General features: G+C 77.2%; 18 protein-coding genes. 6 read left to right on the top strand and 12 right to left on the bottom strand.

Going from position 1 to position 18,742, the window contains the following annotated elements:
• Window positions 1-32: 32 nt before the first annotated feature.
• From pdxY to ACI797_RS14660, 4 genes are all read right to left on the bottom strand, one after another.
• Window positions 33-884 (bottom strand): pyridoxal kinase PdxY, encoded by an 852-nt coding sequence (gene pdxY, locus ACI797_RS14675; RefSeq protein WP_456859426.1) that lies wholly within the window; start codon window positions 882-884, stop codon window positions 33-35.
• Window positions 885-908: 24 nt separating this feature from the next.
• Window positions 909-1,652, bottom strand: coding sequence for a Clp protease N-terminal domain-containing protein (locus ACI797_RS14670; RefSeq protein WP_456859425.1), 744 nt, complete (start codon window positions 1,650-1,652; stop codon window positions 909-911).
• Window positions 1,653-1,777: 125 nt separating this feature from the next.
• Complete coding sequence (locus ACI797_RS14665; RefSeq protein ID WP_456859424.1) at window positions 1,778-2,248, bottom strand: hypothetical protein; 471 nt, start codon at window positions 2,246-2,248, stop codon at window positions 1,778-1,780.
• Between the two features lie 26 nt (window positions 2,249-2,274).
• Complete coding sequence (locus tag ACI797_RS14660) at window positions 2,275-3,183, bottom strand: LLM class flavin-dependent oxidoreductase (RefSeq protein WP_456859423.1); 909 nt, start codon at window positions 3,181-3,183, stop codon at window positions 2,275-2,277.
• A gap of 47 nt (window positions 3,184-3,230) precedes the next feature.
• Between ACI797_RS14660 and ACI797_RS14655 the strand changes: the two genes are divergently transcribed.
• Window positions 3,231-4,625, top strand: a complete 1,395-nt coding sequence (locus tag ACI797_RS14655; protein WP_456859422.1) for a pyridoxal phosphate-dependent decarboxylase family protein — start codon at window positions 3,231-3,233, stop codon at window positions 4,623-4,625.
• Window positions 4,626-4,640: 15 nt separating this feature from the next.
• On the opposite strand, the gene ACI797_RS14650 is transcribed toward ACI797_RS14655, so the two are convergent.
• Together ACI797_RS14650 and ACI797_RS14645 are read right to left on the bottom strand one after the other, a co-directional pair.
• Window positions 4,641-4,784 carry a hypothetical protein gene (locus tag ACI797_RS14650; RefSeq protein ID WP_456859421.1) on the bottom strand — a complete coding sequence of 48 codons (144 nt, stop codon included), beginning with the start codon at window positions 4,782-4,784 and terminating at the stop codon, window positions 4,641-4,643.
• Window positions 4,785-4,804: 20 nt separating this feature from the next.
• Window positions 4,805-5,305, bottom strand: coding sequence for an N-acetyltransferase family protein (locus ACI797_RS14645; RefSeq protein WP_456859420.1), 501 nt, complete (start codon window positions 5,303-5,305; stop codon window positions 4,805-4,807).
• A gap of 83 nt (window positions 5,306-5,388) precedes the next feature.
• Between ACI797_RS14645 and ACI797_RS14640 the strand changes: the two genes are divergently transcribed.
• Window positions 5,389-5,835 (top strand): winged helix-turn-helix transcriptional regulator, encoded by a 447-nt coding sequence (locus ACI797_RS14640; protein ID WP_456859419.1) that lies wholly within the window; start codon window positions 5,389-5,391, stop codon window positions 5,833-5,835.
• A 3-nt stretch (window positions 5,836-5,838) separates the two neighbouring features.
• On the opposite strand, the gene zwf is transcribed toward ACI797_RS14640, so the two are convergent.
• Window positions 5,839-7,326 carry a glucose-6-phosphate dehydrogenase gene (zwf, locus tag ACI797_RS14635; protein ID WP_456859418.1) on the bottom strand — a complete coding sequence of 496 codons (1,488 nt, stop codon included), beginning with the start codon at window positions 7,324-7,326 and terminating at the stop codon, window positions 5,839-5,841.
• Window positions 7,327-7,370: 44 nt separating this feature from the next.
• Here zwf and ACI797_RS14630 point away from each other — a divergent pair, with 44 nt between their 5' ends.
• Both ACI797_RS14630 and ACI797_RS14625 read left to right on the top strand, forming a co-directional pair.
• A complete protein-coding gene (locus tag ACI797_RS14630) occupies window positions 7,371-8,087 on the top strand; it encodes a polysaccharide deacetylase family protein (protein ID WP_456859417.1) in 717 nt (238 codons plus the stop codon).
• 3 nt (window positions 8,088-8,090) lie between these two features.
• Window positions 8,091-8,519, top strand: coding sequence for an ester cyclase (locus tag ACI797_RS14625; protein WP_456859416.1), 429 nt, complete (start codon window positions 8,091-8,093; stop codon window positions 8,517-8,519).
• On the opposite strand, the gene ACI797_RS14620 is transcribed toward ACI797_RS14625, so the two are convergent.
• The 4 genes from ACI797_RS14620 to ACI797_RS14605 form a co-directional block, all read right to left on the bottom strand.
• A complete protein-coding gene (locus ACI797_RS14620) occupies window positions 8,516-11,650 on the bottom strand; it encodes an AAA family ATPase (RefSeq protein ID WP_456859415.1) in 3,135 nt (1,044 codons plus the stop codon). The two genes, ACI797_RS14625 and ACI797_RS14620, sit on opposite strands and share 4 nt — an antisense overlap.
• A 22-nt stretch (window positions 11,651-11,672) precedes the next feature.
• Window positions 11,673-12,839, bottom strand: a complete 1,167-nt coding sequence (locus ACI797_RS14615; RefSeq protein ID WP_456859414.1) for an NAD(P)/FAD-dependent oxidoreductase — start codon at window positions 12,837-12,839, stop codon at window positions 11,673-11,675.
• Window positions 12,836-14,104, bottom strand: coding sequence for a flavin-containing monooxygenase (locus tag ACI797_RS14610; RefSeq protein ID WP_456859413.1), 1,269 nt, complete (start codon window positions 14,102-14,104; stop codon window positions 12,836-12,838). The genes ACI797_RS14615 and ACI797_RS14610 overlap by 4 nt, the downstream gene beginning before the upstream one ends.
• A 75-nt stretch (window positions 14,105-14,179) precedes the next feature.
• On the bottom strand, window positions 14,180-14,752 hold the full coding sequence (locus ACI797_RS14605) for an OsmC family protein (protein ID WP_456859411.1): 573 nt from the start codon (window positions 14,750-14,752) through the stop codon (window positions 14,180-14,182).
• A 138-nt stretch (window positions 14,753-14,890) separates the two neighbouring features.
• On the opposite strand from ACI797_RS14605, the gene ACI797_RS14600 reads away from it, so the two are divergent.
• Window positions 14,891-15,586 (top strand): PIG-L deacetylase family protein, encoded by a 696-nt coding sequence (locus ACI797_RS14600; protein WP_456859410.1) that lies wholly within the window; start codon window positions 14,891-14,893, stop codon window positions 15,584-15,586.
• Between the two features lies 1 nt (window position 15,587).
• Window positions 15,588-16,007, top strand: a complete 420-nt coding sequence (locus ACI797_RS14595; RefSeq protein WP_456859409.1) for a MaoC family dehydratase — start codon at window positions 15,588-15,590, stop codon at window positions 16,005-16,007.
• Here the strand turns inward: ACI797_RS14595 and ACI797_RS14590 are convergent.
• A complete protein-coding gene (locus tag ACI797_RS14590; protein WP_456859408.1) occupies window positions 15,995-18,721 on the bottom strand; it encodes an ATP-binding protein in 2,727 nt (908 codons plus the stop codon). The genes ACI797_RS14595 and ACI797_RS14590 overlap by 13 nt on opposite strands.
• Window positions 18,722-18,742: the final 21 nt, after the last annotated feature.

Raw genomic sequence — 18,742 nt, 5'->3', positions numbered from 1 at the left:
CGTGGCCTTCCACTACCCCGGTGGGGGGCGTCTCAGACCTCGTGGACGTCGAAGGTGCGCGACGGCGCCGCGAACTCCTCCTGCGCGGCCACGAGCAGGATCTCCCGGGAGCCCGCCGCCTCGGTGCGCGCGAGCAGCCCGAACACCGAGGCGGCCGCGCGGCCCAGCGCCTCGGCGGCCGAGCGGGTCTCCAGCCACGACGCCAGGAACAGCGCGGCGATCGCGTCGCCGGCCCCGTTGACCGAGACGCCCAGCCGCGGGGTGCGCACCCGGAAGTGCCGGCCGCCCTCCGACGCCAACAGGTCGACCGCGTCGTCGGGGGTGTCGTCGGTGACCAGCGACGTCGTGAGCACGACCCGCGGGCCGAGCGCCTGCACCGCGGCGACGGCGTCCTCGACCTCGGCGAGCGTGCGGGTCGTCGTCCCGGCGAGCAGGTCGAGCTCGAAGTGGTTGGGGGTGACCAGGTCGGCGGCCGGGACGGCGACCTCCCGCAGCAGCTCCTCGATGCCCGGCCGCACGAACACCCCGCGGCCGACGTCGCCGATCACCGGGTCGCAGCAGTAGACCGCGGCCGGGTTGGCGGCCCGCACCCTCTGCACGGTCTGGACGACGGCGTGCCCGATGTCGGCCGAGCCGAGGTAGCCGGAGAGGACGGCGTCGCACGTGCCGAGGACGCCGCGCTCGGCGATGCCCTCGACGATCTCCTCGACCGCCTGGCCGTCGAACACCCGCCCGCGCCACTGGCCGTAGCCGGTGTGGTTGGAGAACTGGACGGTGTGCACCGGCCACACCTCGATGCCCAGGCGCTGCAGCGGGAAGACGGCCGACGAGTTGCCCACGTGGCCGTAGGCGACGTGCGACTGGATGGAGAGGACCGCGGTCACAGCCGGACACGGTGGCACACGGCACTACCCCTGCTGCCGGGCCCCCTTCGCGATCGAGGACAGGGCGGCCGCGATGTCGGCCTCGGCGCGGGCGCGGTCCATGCCCAGGCCGGCCAGGACGCCGGTGCCGTCCTCGGCGTCGAGCAGGGCCAGCAGGACGTGCTCGGTGCCGATGTAGTTGTGCCCGAGGCGCAGCGCCTCGCGGAACGTGCCCTCGAGCACCGACTTGGCGTGGTCGTCGAACGGCACCATCTCCGGCACCTCCGCCACCGCCGGGCCGAGCGTGCGCTCCGCGACCTCGCGGACCCGGTCCGGCGCGAGCCCCTGGGCCACGATCGCCCTGGCCGCCAGGCCCTCGGGCTCCGACAGCAGGCCGAGCACCAGGTGGCCCGCGGTGATCCGGTCGTGGCGGCGCGCCTTGGCCTCGTCCTGCGCCGTGACGACGACGTTGCGGGCGCGCGGGGTGAAGCGGCCGAACCCGGCGCTCGGGTCGAGCGCGGCGGTCTCGGCGCCCGCGCGCTGCACGAACCGCTTCTGGGCCGCCTGCTTGGTGACGCCCATGCTGGCGCCGATCTCGGTCCACGAGGCGCCGGTGCGGCGGGCGCGGTCGACGAAGTGGCCGATGAGCGAGTCGGCGACCTCGCCGATGTGGTCGGCCAGCAGGACGGCGTCGGTCAGCTGCTCGAGCGGGTCCTGGTGGGCGCTGGTGATCGTCGCGATGAGGTCGTCCAGGCGGACGGCCTGGGACAACGGCGCGGGCTGGGTCATGTCGTCAACCGTAGGTTGACGTTCCGGCACCGTCAACCACCGGTTGACGATGACCCGCCGACCGGGTGCGGGTCCACACCCCCCATGCCTCGTCCAGCGATGCGGGCGGGAGCTCGACCTCCGGCTCACCCACCCCCGGACGGCGTGACCTCCAGCCGGGCGGCGAGGCCGTCGAGCCCGCCGCGGATCATCGCCCCGTAGCCGTCGTCGGGCAGGGCGCCGGCCGCCGCCCGGCCGCGCTCGAGGTGGTGCCGGGCGGCGTCGAGGTCGCCGAGCTTGCGGTGCGCCTCGCCGAGGTTGAGGTGCAGCGAGGGGTGGAACGCGGCGACCGCCGAGGTGACCCCGGCCGCGGCGGCCCGCTCGTCGGTCACGGCGTCGGCGGCCGCCAGTGCCCGCTCGTCCCAGGCGAGCTCCGCGCGCGGATCGTCCTGGACGTCGGCGGCGTGGTGGGCCGCGGCCACCCGGTGCAGGGGGTCGCCGGCGGGCCCGAGCTCGTCCCAGATCGCGGTGAACTCGGCACGGGCGGCCGCGCGGTCGGTGGCGCCCAGTTCGACGGCGGACCCGATGCGGGCCAGGACGGGGTCGGGAGAGGTCACGGCGGGCACGCTAGGGAGACCCACCGTCAGTTCTGCAGCAGCCGGCGGACCTCGGCGACGCCGGCCAGCGCCCGCTCCGGGTCGGCGGCGCGGGGGATGAGGTTGAAGCTGCGGCAGCCGGCCTCGACGTAGGGCGCGAGGAACGCGGCGACGTCCTCGGGGCTGCCGGCCGGCGAGTAGCGGGCGAACGCGTCGAAGGGCAGCTGGTAGAGCTGCTCCATGGCGCGGGCCAGCGGCGGCGTCGCGTCCCCGGCATCGGCGCCGAACCCGCACCACACCTGCAGCCCGTGCCGCCAGGCGACCTCGCCCCGCCCGTCGGCCGCGGCGAGCTGCGCCACCTGCTCGGTCACCTGGGCGTAGCGGCGGGCGGACACCCAGATGCCGAGCCAGCCGTCGCCGAGGCGCGCGGCCCGCCGGACGCCGGCCTCCGACCGCCCGCCCACGACCACCGGCACGTCCCAGGGCGGCAGCACCCGCGCGTCGACCACCGGGAAGCACGGCCCCTCGCTGGTCACCGCCGCGCCGGTCGAGAGCCGGCGCAGCAGCTGCAGGGCCTCGTCGGTGCGCCGGCCGCGGGTGGCTGGGTCCACCCCGCACACCTCGAACTCGTGGCGGTCCTCCCCGCCGATGCCCACGCCGAGCACCAGCCGGCCCGGCGCGAGCGCCGCCAGGTCCGAGAGCTGGCGCGCGACGACCACGGGGTGGCGCAGCGCGAGCAGGTAGACGCCGATGTGCACCGGCAGCCGCTCGGTCAGCGCGAGCAGGTGCGCGGCCTGGAGCAGGCCGTCGAAGCCGTGCCCGCCGAAGAAGCTGACGTGGTCGCCGATCGCCAGGTGGTCGACCCCGGCGTCCTCCAGCGCGGCCACCATCGCGCGCCGGGCGGGGAGCGAGGCGCCGGAGAAGTCGGGGAGCATCGTGCCGACGGCGACGGTCATGGGCTGCAGTCTGGAGCGGCGGACGGAGTCGTGGAACCCTGCGGCGGGTGACGGACCTGCGCACCCTGTTCACCGACGTCGCCGAGCGCGCAGCGGCCTACCGGGCGGGCCTCGCCGACGGTCCCGTGGCGCCGCCGCCGGAGGCCGCGGCCAGGGTGCGGACGGCCCTCGGCGCCCTGCCCGACGGGCCGGCCGACCCGGCGGACGTCGTGCGCGACCTGGTCGCCGCGATCGAGCCCGGGCTGGTGGCGACGGCGGGGCCGCGGTTCTTCGGCTTCGTCATCGGCGGCGCCCTGCCGGCGGCGACGGCGGCCGACATGCTGGCCGCCGCCTGGGACCAGCCGGCCTTCAACGCGGTGAGCTCGCCCGCGGCCGCGGTGGCCGAGGAGGTCGCCGGCGGCTGGCTGGCCGACCTGCTCGGGCTGCCGCCGTCGGCGTCGGTCGGTTTCGTGACCGGCGCGCAGGGCGCCAACACCGTGGGGCTCGCCGCCGCGCGGCACCGCGTCCTCGCCGACGCCGGGTGGGACGTCGAGCGGGACGGCCTGGCCGGTGCCCCGCCGGTGCGGGTGGTCGCCTCGGTGGAGCGGCACGTGACGGTCGACCGGTCGCTGCGGCTGCTCGGCCTGGGCACCGGCGCGGTGGTCCCGGTGGACGCCGACGCGCAGGGCCGGATCGACGTCGACGCACTGGCGCGCACGCTCGCGGACCTGCCCGCGGGGCCCACGGTGGTCGGCCTGCAGGCGGGCAACGTGAACACCGGCGCCTGCGACGACCTCGCCGCCGCCGTCGACGTGGCGCACCGGCACCGGGCGTGGGTGCACGTGGACGGCGCCTTCGGCCTCTGGGCCGCGGCCAGCCCGGCGACCCGGCACCTCGTGGCCGGGGTCGAGGGCGCCGACTCCTGGGGGACCGACGGGCACAAGTGGCTCAACGTGCCCTACGACAGCGGGTACGCCTTCTGCGCCGACCCGGCCGCCCACCGGGCGGCGATGTGGTTCACCGCCCCCTACCTCACCGGCCAGGGCGAGGGCGCCGTCCGCCACCCGGCGGACTTCGTGCCCGAGTCGTCCCGGCGGGCCCGCGGCTTCGCCACCTGGGCGGCGCTGCGCGAGCTGGGCCGGTCGGGCGTCGCGGGCGTCGTCGAGCAGTGCTGCGCCCGGGCCCGCCGGTTCGCCGAGCGGCTGTCGTCGCTGGACGGGGTCACGGTCGTCAACGACGTCGTCCTCAACCAGGTGCTGGTCCGGTTCGGCGACGACGGCGCCGCCACCGACGCGGTGGTCGCCGAGGTCCAGCGGTCGGGGGAGTGCTGGACCGGGGCGACCACCTGGCGCGGCACCCGGCTGATGCGGATCTCGGTGTCGAGCGCCGCCACGACGGAGGACGACGTCGACCGGTCCGTCGCCGCGATCGCCGGCGCCTGGCGCGCGCTCGGCGGCGGGTGAGCCGCGCTGCGGACCTCAGCGGCGGGTGAGCAGGGACGTGATCTCGTGCGCCGACTCGAGCGTCGGGGCGTCGGCGATGAGCTGGCGCAGGGCGCGCTCGTCGCGGAGCATCCGGCGGGTCGCGCGGGCGCGGGACATGCGGTCGTGCAGGCGGGACATGGCGGTTTCCTCTCGGGTGGTCAGCCGACCGCGACGGCCGGCGCGGGGGAGTCGATGCGGCTGCGCACCGTGAAGACGCCGTCGTCCTCGTCGAACGCGGCGCCGGGCAGCAGCCGGCGGATCAGGCGCAGCATCCGGTCGTTGTCGGCCTGGACGGTGGCGGTCAGCTCGCGCACGCCGCGGCGGGCGGCGAGCTCGGTGAGGTCGCGCAGCAGCTGCCGGCCCACGCCGACGCCCTGCCAGGCGTCCTCCACGACCACGGCGAACTCGGCCGACGCCGGGTCGGTGGGGGAGCGGTCGTAGCGGGCGACGCCGACCACCTCGCCGCCGACCTCGGCGACCACGGCCTCGCGGGCGTCGTGGTCGACCTGCACCAGGTGGCGCACGAAGGACATAGGGAACCGGTGCACCGGCGCGTGGAAGCGGCGGTACCGGGTCTCGGGCGACAGCCGCGGCCACAGCCGCAGGAACAGGGGCAGGTCGTCGGGCTGCACGGGCCGGGTCGCCACCGCGATCTCCATCGGGACCTCCTGAGTTCGTGTGACGAACTCTGCTCCTCCTTTCGGGGTTCGTCAAGTGAACTCAGGGGTTCTATGCTGGAGGCGTGAGCGAGCTGCTGCTGGACCGGTCCCGGTGCTCGGTCGCCGGGACGCTGGCCGTCGTCGGAGAGAAGTGGAGCCTGCTGGTGCTCCGCGAGGCGTTCCTCGGCGTCCGCCGGTTCGCCGACTTCCAGCGCATCCTGGGCGCGCCGCGGGCGGTGCTCACCGACCGGCTGGCCACGCTCGTCGACCAGGGGATCCTGAAGCGGGTCCCCTACCAGGCCGAGGGCGAGCGGCAGCGCCACGAGTACCGGCTGACCCGCAAGGGGATCGACCTCTACCCGACGCTCGTCGCGCTCATGGAGTGGGGCGACCGCTGGCTCGACGACGGCCCCGGGATGATGGAGCTGCGGCACCGCGACTGCGGCGCCCCGGTCCACCTGGCGCTGACGTGCGAGGACGGGCACGTCCTCGACAGCGCCCGCGACGTCACCCCGCGGCCGCGCGACTGACCGTTACAGCGAGCGCCAGCGGCGGCCCTCCCGGCTGATCAGCGCCGCCGCCTCCGTCGGCCCCCACGTCGACGCCTGGTAGAGCGGGATCGGGTGCGGGTCCTGGCTCCAGTACTGCAGCACCGGGTCGACGATCTTCCACGAGCGGCTGACCTCGTCGGCGCGGATGAACAGCGTCGGGTCGCCGATGAGCGCGTCGAGGATGACCCGCTCGTAGGCGTCGATGGACTGCTGCTCGAAGCTCTCGTAGGAGAAGTCCATGGAGGCCTTCTGCACCCGGAACGCGTGCCCGGGCACCTTGGCGCCGAAGCGCAGCGAGAGCCCCTCGTCCGGCTGCACCCGCACGATGAGCGCGTCGGGCTCGATGTCGCCCTTCGTCCCCGGGAACAGCGGCAGCTGCGGCGGCCGGTGGAACTCCATCGCGACCTCGGTGACCCGCGCCGGCAGCCGCTTGCCGGTGCGCACGTAGACCGGCACCTCGTTCCACCGCCAGTTCGCCACCTCCAGCCGCATCGCCACGAAGGTCTCGGTGGAGCTCAGCGGGTCGACGCCGGGCTCCTCCCGGTAGCCGGGCATGAGCTCCTCGCGGGTGCCGCCGCGGGTGTACTGGCCGCGCACCGCCCTCGTGGCGATCTCGGCCTCGGTCTCCAGCGGCCGGATGGCGCGCAGCAGCTTGACCTTCTCGTCGCGGATCGCCTCCGGGTGGAAGGACGTCGGCGGCTCCATGAGGAACAGCGACAGCACCTGCAGCACGTGGTTCTGCACGATGTCGCGCATCGCGCCGGTCGTCTCGTAGAAGCCGCCCCGCTCGCCCACGCCGAGGGTCTCGGCGACGGTGATCTGCACGTTGTCGACCCAGGTGCGGTTCCAGATCGGCTCGAAGATCGAGTTGGCGAAGCGCAGCGCCAGCAGGTTCTGCACCGTCTCCTTGGCCAGGTAGTGGTCGATCCGGAAGATCTGCTCCTCGGTGAACGCCGTCGACAGGTCGGCGTAGAGGTCGCGGGCGCTGTCCTCGTCCCACCCGAACGGCTTCTCGATCACCGCGCGGACGAACGCCTCGCCCTCGGGGACCGACAGCCCCGCCTTGCCCAGGCTCAGCGCGATCGGCCCGAACAGGCGCGGCGGGGTGGAGAAGTAGTAGACGCGGTTGCCCGCCGTCCCGGCCGTGCGGTCGCACTCGCCGAGCACCTCGGCCAGCCGGCCGTAGGTCGCCGGGTCGTCGTAGCCGCCGTGCACGTACCGCGCGCCGGCGAGCAGCCCGGCCCAGCGCGGGTTGTCGGTCGCCCCGACCTTGTCCCGGCAGTAGGCGGTGAACTCGTCGTCGGTCATCGGCGTGCGGGCCACCCCGATGAGCGACACCTCCTCGGGCAGCGCGCCGTAGGCGGCGAGCCGCTCGAGCGCCGGGAGCAGCTTGCGGGCGGTCAGGTCACCGGACGCGCCGAAGATGACGAGGGCGCAGGGCGGGGAGCGGCGCTCGAGGTCGCTGGACATGGGCGGAGTCTCTACCGTGCCGGCGTGGTTGTGGGAGGTTTCCGGTGACGGGACGGCGCGCCGCCCTGCTGGCCGGGGGGACGGCGGCCGCGCTGGCGGTGGGCGCGGTCCGGCAGTCACCGCTGCTGGCGCGCCTCCTGGCCCGGACGTCGCGGCGGGTGCTGTTCGCCGTCCCGACCGGGCAGCGGCGGGTGGCGCTCACCTTCGACGACGGCCCGCACCCGCGGCTGACCCCGGCGCTGGCCTCCGTCCTGGCGCGGCACGGCGCCCGCGCGACGTTCTTCGCGCTCGGTGCGCGGGCCGAGGAGCACCCCGAGGTGGTGACCGCGCTGGTGCGTGCCGGCCACGAGGTGGCCAACCACCTGTGGGAGGACCGCCCCAGCGTGCTGCTGCGCGGCGCCGAGTTCCGGCTGCACCTGCGGGCCACCGACGCGGTGCTGCGCCGGTGCGGCGCGCGGCCGGGGTTCGTGCGGCCGGGCTCGGGCTGGGTCCGCCCGGGCATGGTCCGGACGGCGCGGGAGGTCGGGTACCGCCTGGCCCTGGGCAGCGTCGCCGTCCGCGACCTCGAGGTGCGCGACCTCGACCGCGAGCTGGCGTTCGTGCTGCGCCGGCTGCGGCCCGGCGCCGTCGTCGTCCTGCACGAGGGCTACGACGAGCGGTCCCGCGTGGTGCCGCTGACCGAGCGGCTGCTGCCGGAGCTGGCCCGCCGCGGCTACCGCGCGGTCACCCTGTCGGAGCTGGCCGCGGACGGGGCACGATGACGCATGGCCTTCGACGTCGACCGGCTGCTGCGCCTGTGGACCGAGCCCCTGCCGGACGACGAGGACGCCGCGCAGGACGCCTTCCGCGCCCTCTACACCGACCCGGTGCAGGTGAACGGGGCGGCGGTGTCGGCGGCCGACCTCGTCCGGCGGGCTCGGGCGCTGCAGGCGGTCTTCGACCGGCCCGAGCGCGAGGTGCTGGACGTCGCCCGGGCCGACGGCAAGGTCGCCGTGGCCTTCCGGCTCAGCGGCCGCCAGGTGGGGCCGCTCGCCACCGCAGCGGGCGTGCTGGCGCCCACCGGCCGGCACCTGGAGCTGCGGGCGATCGACCTCCTGTCGCTGCGGGACGGCCGGATCAGCGCGATCTGGACGGCTGCCGACGAGCTGGGCGCGCTGGCCGCGCTCGACGCGGTCCGGCTGTCGCCGGCCTAGCCGGGGACGGGGGCCAGCGCCGTGCGGCAGCGGGCGGCGTCGAAGGGCTGCCCCGTGCTGTCGAACAGCGCCGCGGCGGACGTGAGCAGCCGCGAGGCCTCGACCGGCCGCAGCTCCGCCGCCGCCAGCGCGCCGCGGACCTCGATCAGCGCCGCCTCCCAGGCCGTGCCCTCCCAGTGCGAGCCGCTGGCCTCGGCCACGGCGAGCCACCGGCGCGCGCCCGGGAGGTCCCCGACGGCGGCGCGGGCTCGTGCGGCCGGCGCGGCCAGCATGATCGCGCAGAAGCCGCACTGGTCGTCGCTGTTGGGTCCGAGGGTGGCCTCGGCCCGGTCGACCACGGCGACGGCGGCCTCGGCGTCGCCGGCGGCGTCGATCATCGTGCCGTAGATCCGGGGCAGCAGGCACTGGCCGATGATCGACCAGCGGGCCAGCGGCACCGCCCGGTGCAGCAGCGGGCCGGCCCGCGCCGCGTCGCCGCGGTGCAGGTGCACCTCGGCCAGCCGCTGCAGGGCGTGCGCCTCGCCCCCGGGCGCCTCGAGGGCGTGGTGCAGGTCGGCCGCCTCGGTGAGCTCCCGCTCGGCGAGGTCGAGGTCGCCCTTGAGCAGGGCGGCCTCGCCGCGCAGCGCCACCGCGAACGCGACCGCCCGGGCCACGCCCGCCCGCTCCGCGGTGCGCCGGAGGTCGGCGGCCAGCTCGAGGACCTCGTCGTAGGGCGTCGGCCCGTACAGCAGGTACTCCGCGACGCACAGGTGCGAGTCGAAGAGCTCGATCGCGAACTGCGGCCGCGAGACCCCGACCCGCAGCTCGGAGCGCAGCCGCTGGAACCACTCGCCGCGGTGGTGGGCGAGCAGGCCCTGCAGCGCCACGACGTCGAACACCCGGCCGTCGACCGGGGCGCCGAGGGCCAGCCGGCGGCGGGCCTCGTCCACCGCGTCGGCGGCGGCGGCGAAGTCGCGGCGGTAGTAGGCCAGGTGCGCCCGGGCGACCAGGAGGTCGCCGTCGTTGCTGCTGCCGTCGGGCTGCAGGCCCTCGATCGCCGCCGCGGCGGTGTCGAGGTCACCGTGCCGCGTGGCCGCCCGGGCCAGCCGCGTGCGCACCCGCGCCCGCAGCCCCTCGGTCGTGACCGCCGCCAGCGCCTCCCGGTAGGCGTCGACGGCGGCCAGGTCGCCGCAGGAGCTCAGCAGGTCCGCGCGCAGCGCCAGCAGCCGGCCGGCGTTCTCGCCGGTGGCCGCCGCGCGCACCCGGTCCAGGGTCGCCAGCGCGTCGCGGTAGGCGCCGAGCGCCGCCTCGGTCTCGGCCGCCTGCAGCACCCACGGCACGGCCTCGGCGGTGGCGCCGGCCTGCACGAGGTGGTGGCCGATCCGGCCGGGAGAGCGGCCGAGCCGCTGCAGCGCCCGCGCGGCCGCCCGGTGCGCGCCCCGCCGGCCGCCGCGGCCGGCGAACCGGTCGAGCAGCGCCTCGCGGTGCAGGGCGTGCGCGAAGGAGAACCCCGTGGCCGTGCGCCGCAGCAGCCGGGCGGCGACCGCGGCGTCGAGGACGGCGTAGGCCTCGTCGTCGCCGAGCCCGGTCAACTCGACGAACTCGTCGGTGTCGAACGACGGCCCGAGGACGGCGACCGGCGCGACCGCCCGCAGCACCTCCACCGGGACCCCGGGCGGCAGCACCGCGTGCCCCGGCGCCGCGGACGGGTCGGCGGCCACCGCCCGCGCCCCCTCGACGACGCCGAAGGGCAGCCCGCCGGCGGCGGCCGCCACCGCCTGCAGCGCCGGCACCGGGACCGACGGGGCGTGCCGGCGGGCCAGCGCGACCGCGTCCGCCGGGGACAGCGGCACCAGGTCCAGCGTGCCGGCGTTCCCGCGGCCGAGCAGCGAGCCGCGGACGTCGGCGAGCACCCCGGCGGGGACCGGCCGCGCGCCGACGACGACGGCCACCCGGTCGCCCACCGTGGCCCGGCTGAGGAAGTGCAGCAGCCGCAGGCTGGCCTCGTCGGCCTCGTGCGCGTCGTCGACGACCAGCACCGCGCCGGCGCCGGCGGCGGCCAGCCGCAGCAGCTCGGCCGCGGCGATGAACAGCCGCTGGTGGCCGCCGACGCCGTTCCACCCGCCCTCCCGGCCGGACAGCGCCCGCTCGATCTCCTGCCGCATCGCGTCGTCGAGGCCGTCGAGGAGGGCCGGGTGCCGGCGGGACAGGTCGGCCAGCGCCTCCAGCACCGGTGCGTACGGCCAGGCGCCGTCGAGGCGCGCGGCCAGCCCCGTGCCCACCCGCATGCCGGCGTCGGTGGCCTCGGCCTCCAGCGCCGCGAGCAGGCTCGTCTTGCCGACGCCCGCCGGTCCGGAGACGAACAGCACCCGGCCGGTGCCCTGCCGCACCCGGGCCAGCAGTGCCCGCACCCGCGCGAGCTCCTCGTCGCGGCCCACCAGGTCGCCGGGCCGCGGCTCCCGCGCGGCCAGCAGCGAGGTGCGCAGCCGGGCGGCGGCGGGGGAGAGGTCGACCCCGAGCTCGGTGCGCAGCGCGCGCTCGAGCCGCTCGAACTGGCGCAGCGCCGCCGCCCGGTCGCCCTGCGCGGCCAGCCGGCGGGCGAGCTCCACGTGGGCCTGCTCGTCGGCCGGCTCGAGGGCGGCCACGTCGTCCCACCGGCGGGCCAGCCGGAGCACATCCAGGCGCAGCAGCCGCAGCCGGTCGCGCGGCTCGGCGGCCCACTCCTCGTACGGGTCGTCGGGCAGCAGCTCCCCGGTCCAGGCGTCGGCGGCGGTCGCGGCGAGGCCGGCGTCGCGGGCGGCCAGGGCGCGGCGGGCCCGCTCCTCCACGGCGACGGCGTCCACCACGACCTCGCCGTCGGGCCACAGCGCCACCAGCTCGCCGGCCAGCACCAGCGATCCCGCGTCGACCATCCAGCGCCGGGCGTAGTGGGCCGCCTTGTGCAGCCGCGGCGCCGCCTCGGCGGGGTCGGTGCCGGGCCACAGCGCGGCCAGCACCTGCTCGCGGTGCAGCCGGCGCCCGGGGGCGAGCGCGAGCAGCTTCACCAGCGACGCGGCGGAGCGCCGGCGCCACCCGCCGTCGGGCAGGGCACCGCCGTCCACGCTCACCCCGAACCCGCCGAGCAGCCGGACGCGGACCTCGTGGGCGCTCATCGGACCACCCCCGCGGCGGACCCTAGACCGCCTCGGCGAGCGGGTGGAGCCCCTCCAGCAGCTCGACCTCGTCGGTCATCGCCGAGGACATCTCCATGAGCAGCTCGCGCACCGTCGCGAGGTCCCAGTCGTGCGCGGCGATCCGCTCGACGACGTGCAGCATCGGCAGCGACAGCGCGTCGCGGCAGGACGCGTAGCCGGCCAGCGCCTCGGTGCGCGCCCGGCCCGGCCGGGGGGCGGCGAGCACCGCCCGCGACAGCAGCTCGGCGTCGCGCAGGGCCGCGGTCATGCCGTGGGTCGACAGCGGGTCCTTCCAGTAGCCGGCGTCGCCGACCAGCGCCCACCCCGGCCCGTACGGCACCCGGAGGTGCCCCGGCGTGCCGCGCACGTGCCGCACCCGCCCGACCGGGGTGGCCGCGGCCAGCGCCGGCCCCAGCGGGCTCACCGAGGCCAGGGCGCGGAGCGCACCGGCCGGTCCGTGCGCGCCCACCAGCGGCCGCACCGCGTGCGGCTGCCCGCCGGCGAAGACGCAGGTGAGACCGTCGTTGGTGGGGATGGCGCCGACGCTGGCGCCGGGCCCGTACAGCCACCGGTAGCCGTCCTGCGGCAGGCCCGCGACGTAGCCGTAGACGACCTCGGTCGCCGCGCGGCCGGTGAAGCGGTACGGCGCGGTCACCTGCTCGGCGACCAGCGATGCGCGGCCGTCGGCGCCGATCACCAGCGGGGCGCGCTCCTCGCGCACCCGGCCGTCGTGGTCGCGCAGGACGACGCCGGTGACCCGGCCGTCCGGACCGCGCAGCAGCCCCGTCGCGGAGGTGCCGAAGCGGAAGGTGGCACCGGCGGCCACGGCGGCGTCGACCAGGATCGCGTCGAGCACCGTGCGCCGCGGGGCGTAGAGGGCGTCGACGCCGGAGCTCGGCCGCACCGAGACGGTGACCTCCTCCTCGCCGTAGCCGAAGTGGATCCGCCGGATCGGCGGCGTGCCCGCCGAGCGGACGGCGTCGAGCAGGCCCCACCGCACCAGCTGCAGCACGCCGGCGCGCATGAGGGCGTGGGTCGAGACGGTGTCGCTGCCGCTGCGGGCGCGGTCGACGCAGAGCACGCGCATCCCGCCGCGGGCCAGCAGCATCGCCGTCGAGGCCCCGGCGACCCGGGCGCCGACGACGATCGCGTCCCACGGGGCGGTCACGCCGCCGCTCCCAGGGAGGGCCGGGCGGCGCCCAGCGAGCCGAGGATCCGGCCGACGACGGCGCCGGCGTCGTGCCGCACGCCGTCGAGGAAGGTGGAGTTGCGCCGCGTCTGCCGGCGCATGCCGACGACGTGCAGCCCGGGGGCGGCGGTGCTGCCGGCGACGTGCCGGATCTCGCCTGCCGCGTCCAGCACCGGCACGTGCAGCCACGGGTAGTCGCGGCGGTAGCCGGTCGCCCAGACCACCGAGCCGATCCCGGCGGCGGCCAGGTCGAGCTCCCGCGGGGCCCCGTCGGTGCGGGCCGGGGCGAACCCGGGCGGGACCGGGTCGACCTCGTCGTCCAGGCCGACGGCGCGGGCGTAGGCGTCGACGCGGCGCAGCAGCGCGGTCAGGCGGACGTCGGCCGTGGTCGTCGTCGTGGGCAGGTCGTCGGCGAAGGTGACCCGGGTGCCGTCGGCGGCGGTGAGCCGCCCGGCGAGCTCGACCCCGCGGTCCTGCAGCGACGGCAGGTCGACGTCGCGCCGGTCGAGGCGGCCGGCCAGCTGCAGCGACGGATCGGACGGGCCGGGGGCGACGTGCACCCGGATCCGCTGGTCGAAGACGCCCATCGAGGTCAGCCACCACAGCACGTCCATCCCGCGGTAGTCGCGCGGCAGGCGGGTGTGCGTGCCGACCGAGAGGACGACGCGGCGTCCGGTCGCGGCCAGCTCGTCGGCCAGCTGGACACCGGAGGCCGAGGCACCGACCACCAGGACGCCGCCGCCGGGCAGCGACCCCGGGTCGCGGTAGGTACCCGCGGTCTCCTGGGCGACGCGCCGGTCCAGGCCGGCCGCGACGGCCGGGACGGCCGGGCGGTCGCACCAGCCGGTCGCCACGACGACGGAGCCGGCGGTCCAGCTCCCGGCGGTGGTGTCGACGCGGTAGCCGCCGGGCGCCGGGCGCACCGACTCGAGCTCGGCGTCGCCCACCACCGGGGCGTCGAAGGAGGCCGCGTAGGCGGTCAGGTAGGAGACGACCTCGCGGGCCCGCATGTAGCCGTAGGGGTCGTCGCCGCGGTAGGACCAGCCGGGCAGCCGGCTCATCCAGTTGGGCGTGAGCAGCCGCAGCGAGGCCCAGGGGCGGGAGCGCCAGCGCTCGGCCGGCCGGCCGCGGTCGAGGACGACGTGGTCGACGCCCGCGTCGGTGAGCAGGCGGCTGACCGCGAGGCCGGCCTGGCCGGCGCCGAGGACGGCGACGTCCACGGTCGGGGCGGGGACGGAGGTCATGACGGGTCTCCAGGGAGGGGGCCGGCGGGCGGCCCGCCCGGGTCAGGGGGCGGGCCGGCCGGCGGGCGGGTGATCTCAGGGGGTGGTGACGTCGACCTGGACGTCGGTGCCGTTGCTCAGGACGTCGAAGACCGCCGACCGCCGGCGGGACTGCTCGACGAGCTCGGCCAGCTGCTCGGGGGTGGCGTCGCCCTCGACGGTGAAGTGCACCCGGATCTGCGAGTAGCCGTTCCGGACGCCCTGGTCGATGCCGAGGATGCCGAGCAGGTCGATGTCGCCCTCGACGGTCGACTCGACGCGGGTCAGGTCGACGCCGCGGGCGGAGGCGATGTTGGCCAGGCCCGAGGTCAGGCAGGCGGCGATCGCGTGGAGGAGGAACTCCACCGGGGTGGGGCCCTGGTTGGTGCCCACCAGCACCGCCGGGTGGTCGGCGTCGTAGGCGAAGGCCTCGGTGCGGCTGGCGTCCTCCTGGCCGGCGCCGTAGAAGCCCTGGATCGTGCTGCGGCTGTGGGTGCCGCGGATCCAGGTGTTGGTCGCGCGGAACTGGAAGTCGGCGAGCTGGGGGGCGCCCCTGACCGCGTCGAGGGTCGCGAACAGGGTGGGGACGTCGACACCGTTGCGGGCCGGGCGGCTCACGGTCGAGGTCATGTCGGGTGCTCCTTCGGGGAGTGGATCGGGACGCGGCAGACGCTAGGAACGCCGCCTTCCGCGGGCCTTCCGCGCTCCGGACGCGCCGGCCGCCGCCGCGGAAGGCCGGTGGAAGACCGCTCCCGGACGGTCTGCGCCATGACACGGACAGTGCTGGCGGTCTGGGCGCACCCGGACGACGAGGCGTACCTGGCGGCGGGCCTGCTGGCCTCGGCCGTCGCAGCAGGCGACCGCGTGGTGGTCGCGACCGCGACCCGCGGCGAGGAGGGGCTCGACGACCCGGCGGTGGCGGCGATCCGCTCCCGGGAGCTGACGGAGAGCCTGGCGGAGCTCGGGGTGCGCGAGCACCGCTGGCTGGCCGCACGGGTCCCGCTGCGGGACGGCCGGCTGGCCGCCGTCCCGCGGTCGGTGGGCACCGCGGCCGTCGCCGCGGTGGTGGACGACGTCCGCCCCGACCTGGTGGTGACCTTCGGTCCCGACGGGGTGACCGGGCACGCCGACCACCGCGCCGTCTCGGCCTGGACGACGGCCGCGGTGGGCGGGACCCCCGCGCGGCTCTGGCACACCGCGCTCACCGCGGAGTGGCTGGCGCGCTGGGGCGGGCTCTGCGCCGAGACCGACGTGTGGATGACCGGGCCCCCGGAGCCGGTGGCCGACCCCGACCACGAGGCCGTGCTGTCCGGCCGGCTGCTCGACCGGAAGATGGCGGCCCTGGTGGCGCACCGGTCGCAGACGGCAGGGTTGATCGCGCGGGTCGGCATGGACGTCTACCGCCAGTGGTGGCGCACCGAGACCTTCACCGAGGCCCGCGTCGTGCGGGAGGAGGCGGCGTGACATGCGCGTGGGGGACACCGCGAGCCGGACGCGCACGGTCCGGGCGGAGGACATCGAGCTGTTCACCGAGCTCACCGGCGACCGCAACCCGGTGCACTACGACCAGGAGCTCGCGGCGCGGTCGCGGTTCGGCGGGATCGTCGTCCAGGGCGGGGTGACCAGCGGCCTGCTCAACGCGCTGGTCGCCGAGGACCTGCCCGGCCCGGGCAGCGTCTTCCTCACCGTCACCTGGAACTTCCGCGTGGCGGTGCGGCCGGGCGACGTGCTCACCGCGACCGCCGAGGTGACGGCGCTGCGGGAGGACAAGCCGATCAGCACGCTGGCCACGACCATCACCAACCAGGACGGCGTCGTCGTCCTGGACGGCACCGCGGTGGTGTGGCGCGACCCTTTGGTGGCGGCCGCGGCTCAGGCCGGCTGAACCGCCGGCTCGGTCATCGCCAGCTCCACCGCCTCGTCCAGCGACAGCTGCGCCCCCTCGGCGGCCGCCCGCTCGAAGGCGGCGTCGCCGAGGGCCGCGCGCAGCGTCCGCACCACCCGCCGGTACTCGGGCCGGTCACTCGGCGCCCGGTCGTTGCCCAGCCCGCGCAGCGCCGCGTCCGCGGCCCCGACCAGCAGGGCGCCCCGCTCGGGCCGGCCCAGCGCGGCCTCCGGTCCGGCCACCTCGGCGAGGAGCCACGCCGCCACCAGCCGCCGCCCGGAGGACCAGCAGAGGTGGATCCCGCGGCGGTGCAGCACCCGCGCCTCCTCGTGGTCGCCGCGGTGCTCGGCCAGGTAGCCGAGGTTGGCCAGCAGCATGCTCTGCAGGATCCCGTCGCCGACCTCCGCGCTCAGCCGCAGCGCCTCCTCGTACGCCGTCCGCGCCAGGTCGTCGTCCCCGTGCACGCGGGTCAGCTCGCCGCGGATGGTCAGCACCTGCGCGGTGAGCCCGCCCTCACCCACGCGCCGGGCCAGCGCGATGCTCTCGTCCACCTGGCGCAGCGCCGCCGCGTACGCGGCCGGGTCGCCCACGAACGTCACCCCGGCGAGCCCCAGGGCGTAGGCGAGGTAGCGGTCGGGGCCGCAGCCGCGGAACAGCTCGGCCGCGGCCACGAGGTGCGTGCGGGCCCGGGGGACGTCGACGGTCCACCAGAGGAAGCCCTCGGCCAGGTGCAGCCGGGCGACGAGCGGGGCGTCGAGCGGGGCGTCGGGCCGGTCGGCGGCCTCGAGCAGGGCGCCCACCCAGGGGCGGCCCTCGTCGTGCCGTCCCTCCCGGTGCCAGTAGGTGCCCAGCTGCCCGGCGATGCGGGCGGCGGTCCGCAGGTCCCCGGCCGCGGTGGTGTCGGCCCGCGCGGCGCGGATCTCGGGCATCAGCTCGCCGACCCGGTCCAGCCACGCGTCGGGCGCCGTCCACCGGTGCGCGTCGAGCCCCTCGAGCACGTCGGCCACCCAGCGGGCCCGCCGCGCCCGCAGGTCGGCGGCCGCCTCCGCGGGCAGCAGCTCGCGGGCGCGCTCGCGGAGCAGCTCGAGCAGCCGGAACCGCGGCTCGCCGTCCGGGCCGGTGCCCCGCCGCACCAGGCTCTGGTCGACCAGGCGGCTCAGCGACGCCAGCACGTCCGGGGCGACGTCGGCGCACACCTGCTCGACCGCCGCCACCGGCACCGGGCCGGCGAAGACGCCGAGCGCGGCGAACAGCTCCCGCTCGGCCGCGCCGAGCAGCTGCAGGCTCCAGTCGACGGTCGCCGGGATGGTCAGCTGCCGCGGGTGGCTGTCCCGCGGGGCGCCGTCCGGTGACCCGAGCCGGGCGCCCAGCCGTGCGCGCAGCAGCGCGGGGGAGAGGGTGCGCACGTGGCCGGCGGCGAGCTCGATGGCCAGCGGCAGCCCGTCCACCTGCCGGCAGATCGCCACGACCTCGGGCAGGTGCGCGGCCAGGTCGAAGCCGGGGTCGACGGCCTCGGCGGCCTGCGCGAACAGCGCGACGGCCGGGGAGCCGGCGTCGTCGGCGGTCGCCAGCGGGGCGACGTCGTGCAGGCGCTCGCCGGCGATCCGCAGCCGCGCCCGGCTGGTGCACAGGAACCGCACGTCCGGCGCCGTCGCGGCCAGCCGGCCCACCACGGGGGCGGCGGCCAGCACGTGCTCGAAGTTGTCGAGCACGAGCAGCAGCTCGCGCCGGCGCAGCAGCTCGGCCAGCGCCCGCTCGGGGTCGCCGCCGGTGCCGACGTGCACCCCCAGCGCGCCGGCGACCAGGTCGGCGACCAGCCGCGGATCGCTCACGCGGGTCAGGTCGACGAAGACGGCCGGGACGCCGGTCGCCCCGGTGCGGGCGAGGGCGACCTCGGCGGCCAGCCGGGTCTTGCCCACCCCTCCGGGACCGACCAGCGTGACGACGCGGGACGTCTCCAGCAGCTCGAGCACGCGGTCCCGGTCGGCGTCCCGCCCGACGGTCGGCGTCGCGGGCAGGGGCACGGGGGTGGCGCGGGCCGGGCGCGGTCCGCCGTCCACGGGCAGCCGGAGCGCCTCGGCGCGCAGCGCCGCCGCCGCCCGGCCGGGCGCGGTGCCGAGCTCCCGCCGGAGCGTCTCCTCCAGGTGCTGCAGCCGGCGCAGCGCGTCCGCCCGGCGGCCGGCCGCGACGTGCTCGCGGACGACGTGCAGCGCGGCCTCCTCGTCGAGCGGGTCGGCGGCGGCGAGGTCGGCCCACCGCCCGGCCGCCCGCAGCAGCTCGAGGTGGCGCAGCCGCAGCCGGCGGCGCGGTTCCTCGGTCCAGGGCTCGTAGGCGTCGTCGGGCAGCAGGTCCCCGCGCCAGTGCCCGAGCGCCGTGTCGGCGTCGTCGGCCCGCTCGAACTCCTCGACGTCGACGGTCACCTCGACGCCCGGGAACAGCGAGACCGCGTCGTCGGCCAGGACGACGGCGTCCCGGGCGCCGAGCGCGCCGCGGGCGAAGTGCGCGGCCTTGTGCAGGCGGGGCAGCGCCTCGTCCACCAGCAGGTCGGGCCAGAGCGCGTCGACCACCTGCTCCCGGCGCAGCCGGTGCCCGGGGGCCAGCGCGAGCAGCTTGACCAGGGCCGAGGCGGAGCGGCGGCGCCAGTCCTCGGGGGCCACCGCCCGGCCGTCGACCACCACGCCGAAGCCGCCGAGCAGACGGACGGCGACCCGCATCGCGCCTCCCGGTCGAGGTGG

The organism is Geodermatophilus sp. SYSU D00691, assembly GCF_054050275.1.
The sequence above is the reverse complement of the archived record's forward strand: the minus strand, read 5'-3'. Positions and strand labels throughout refer to the sequence as shown.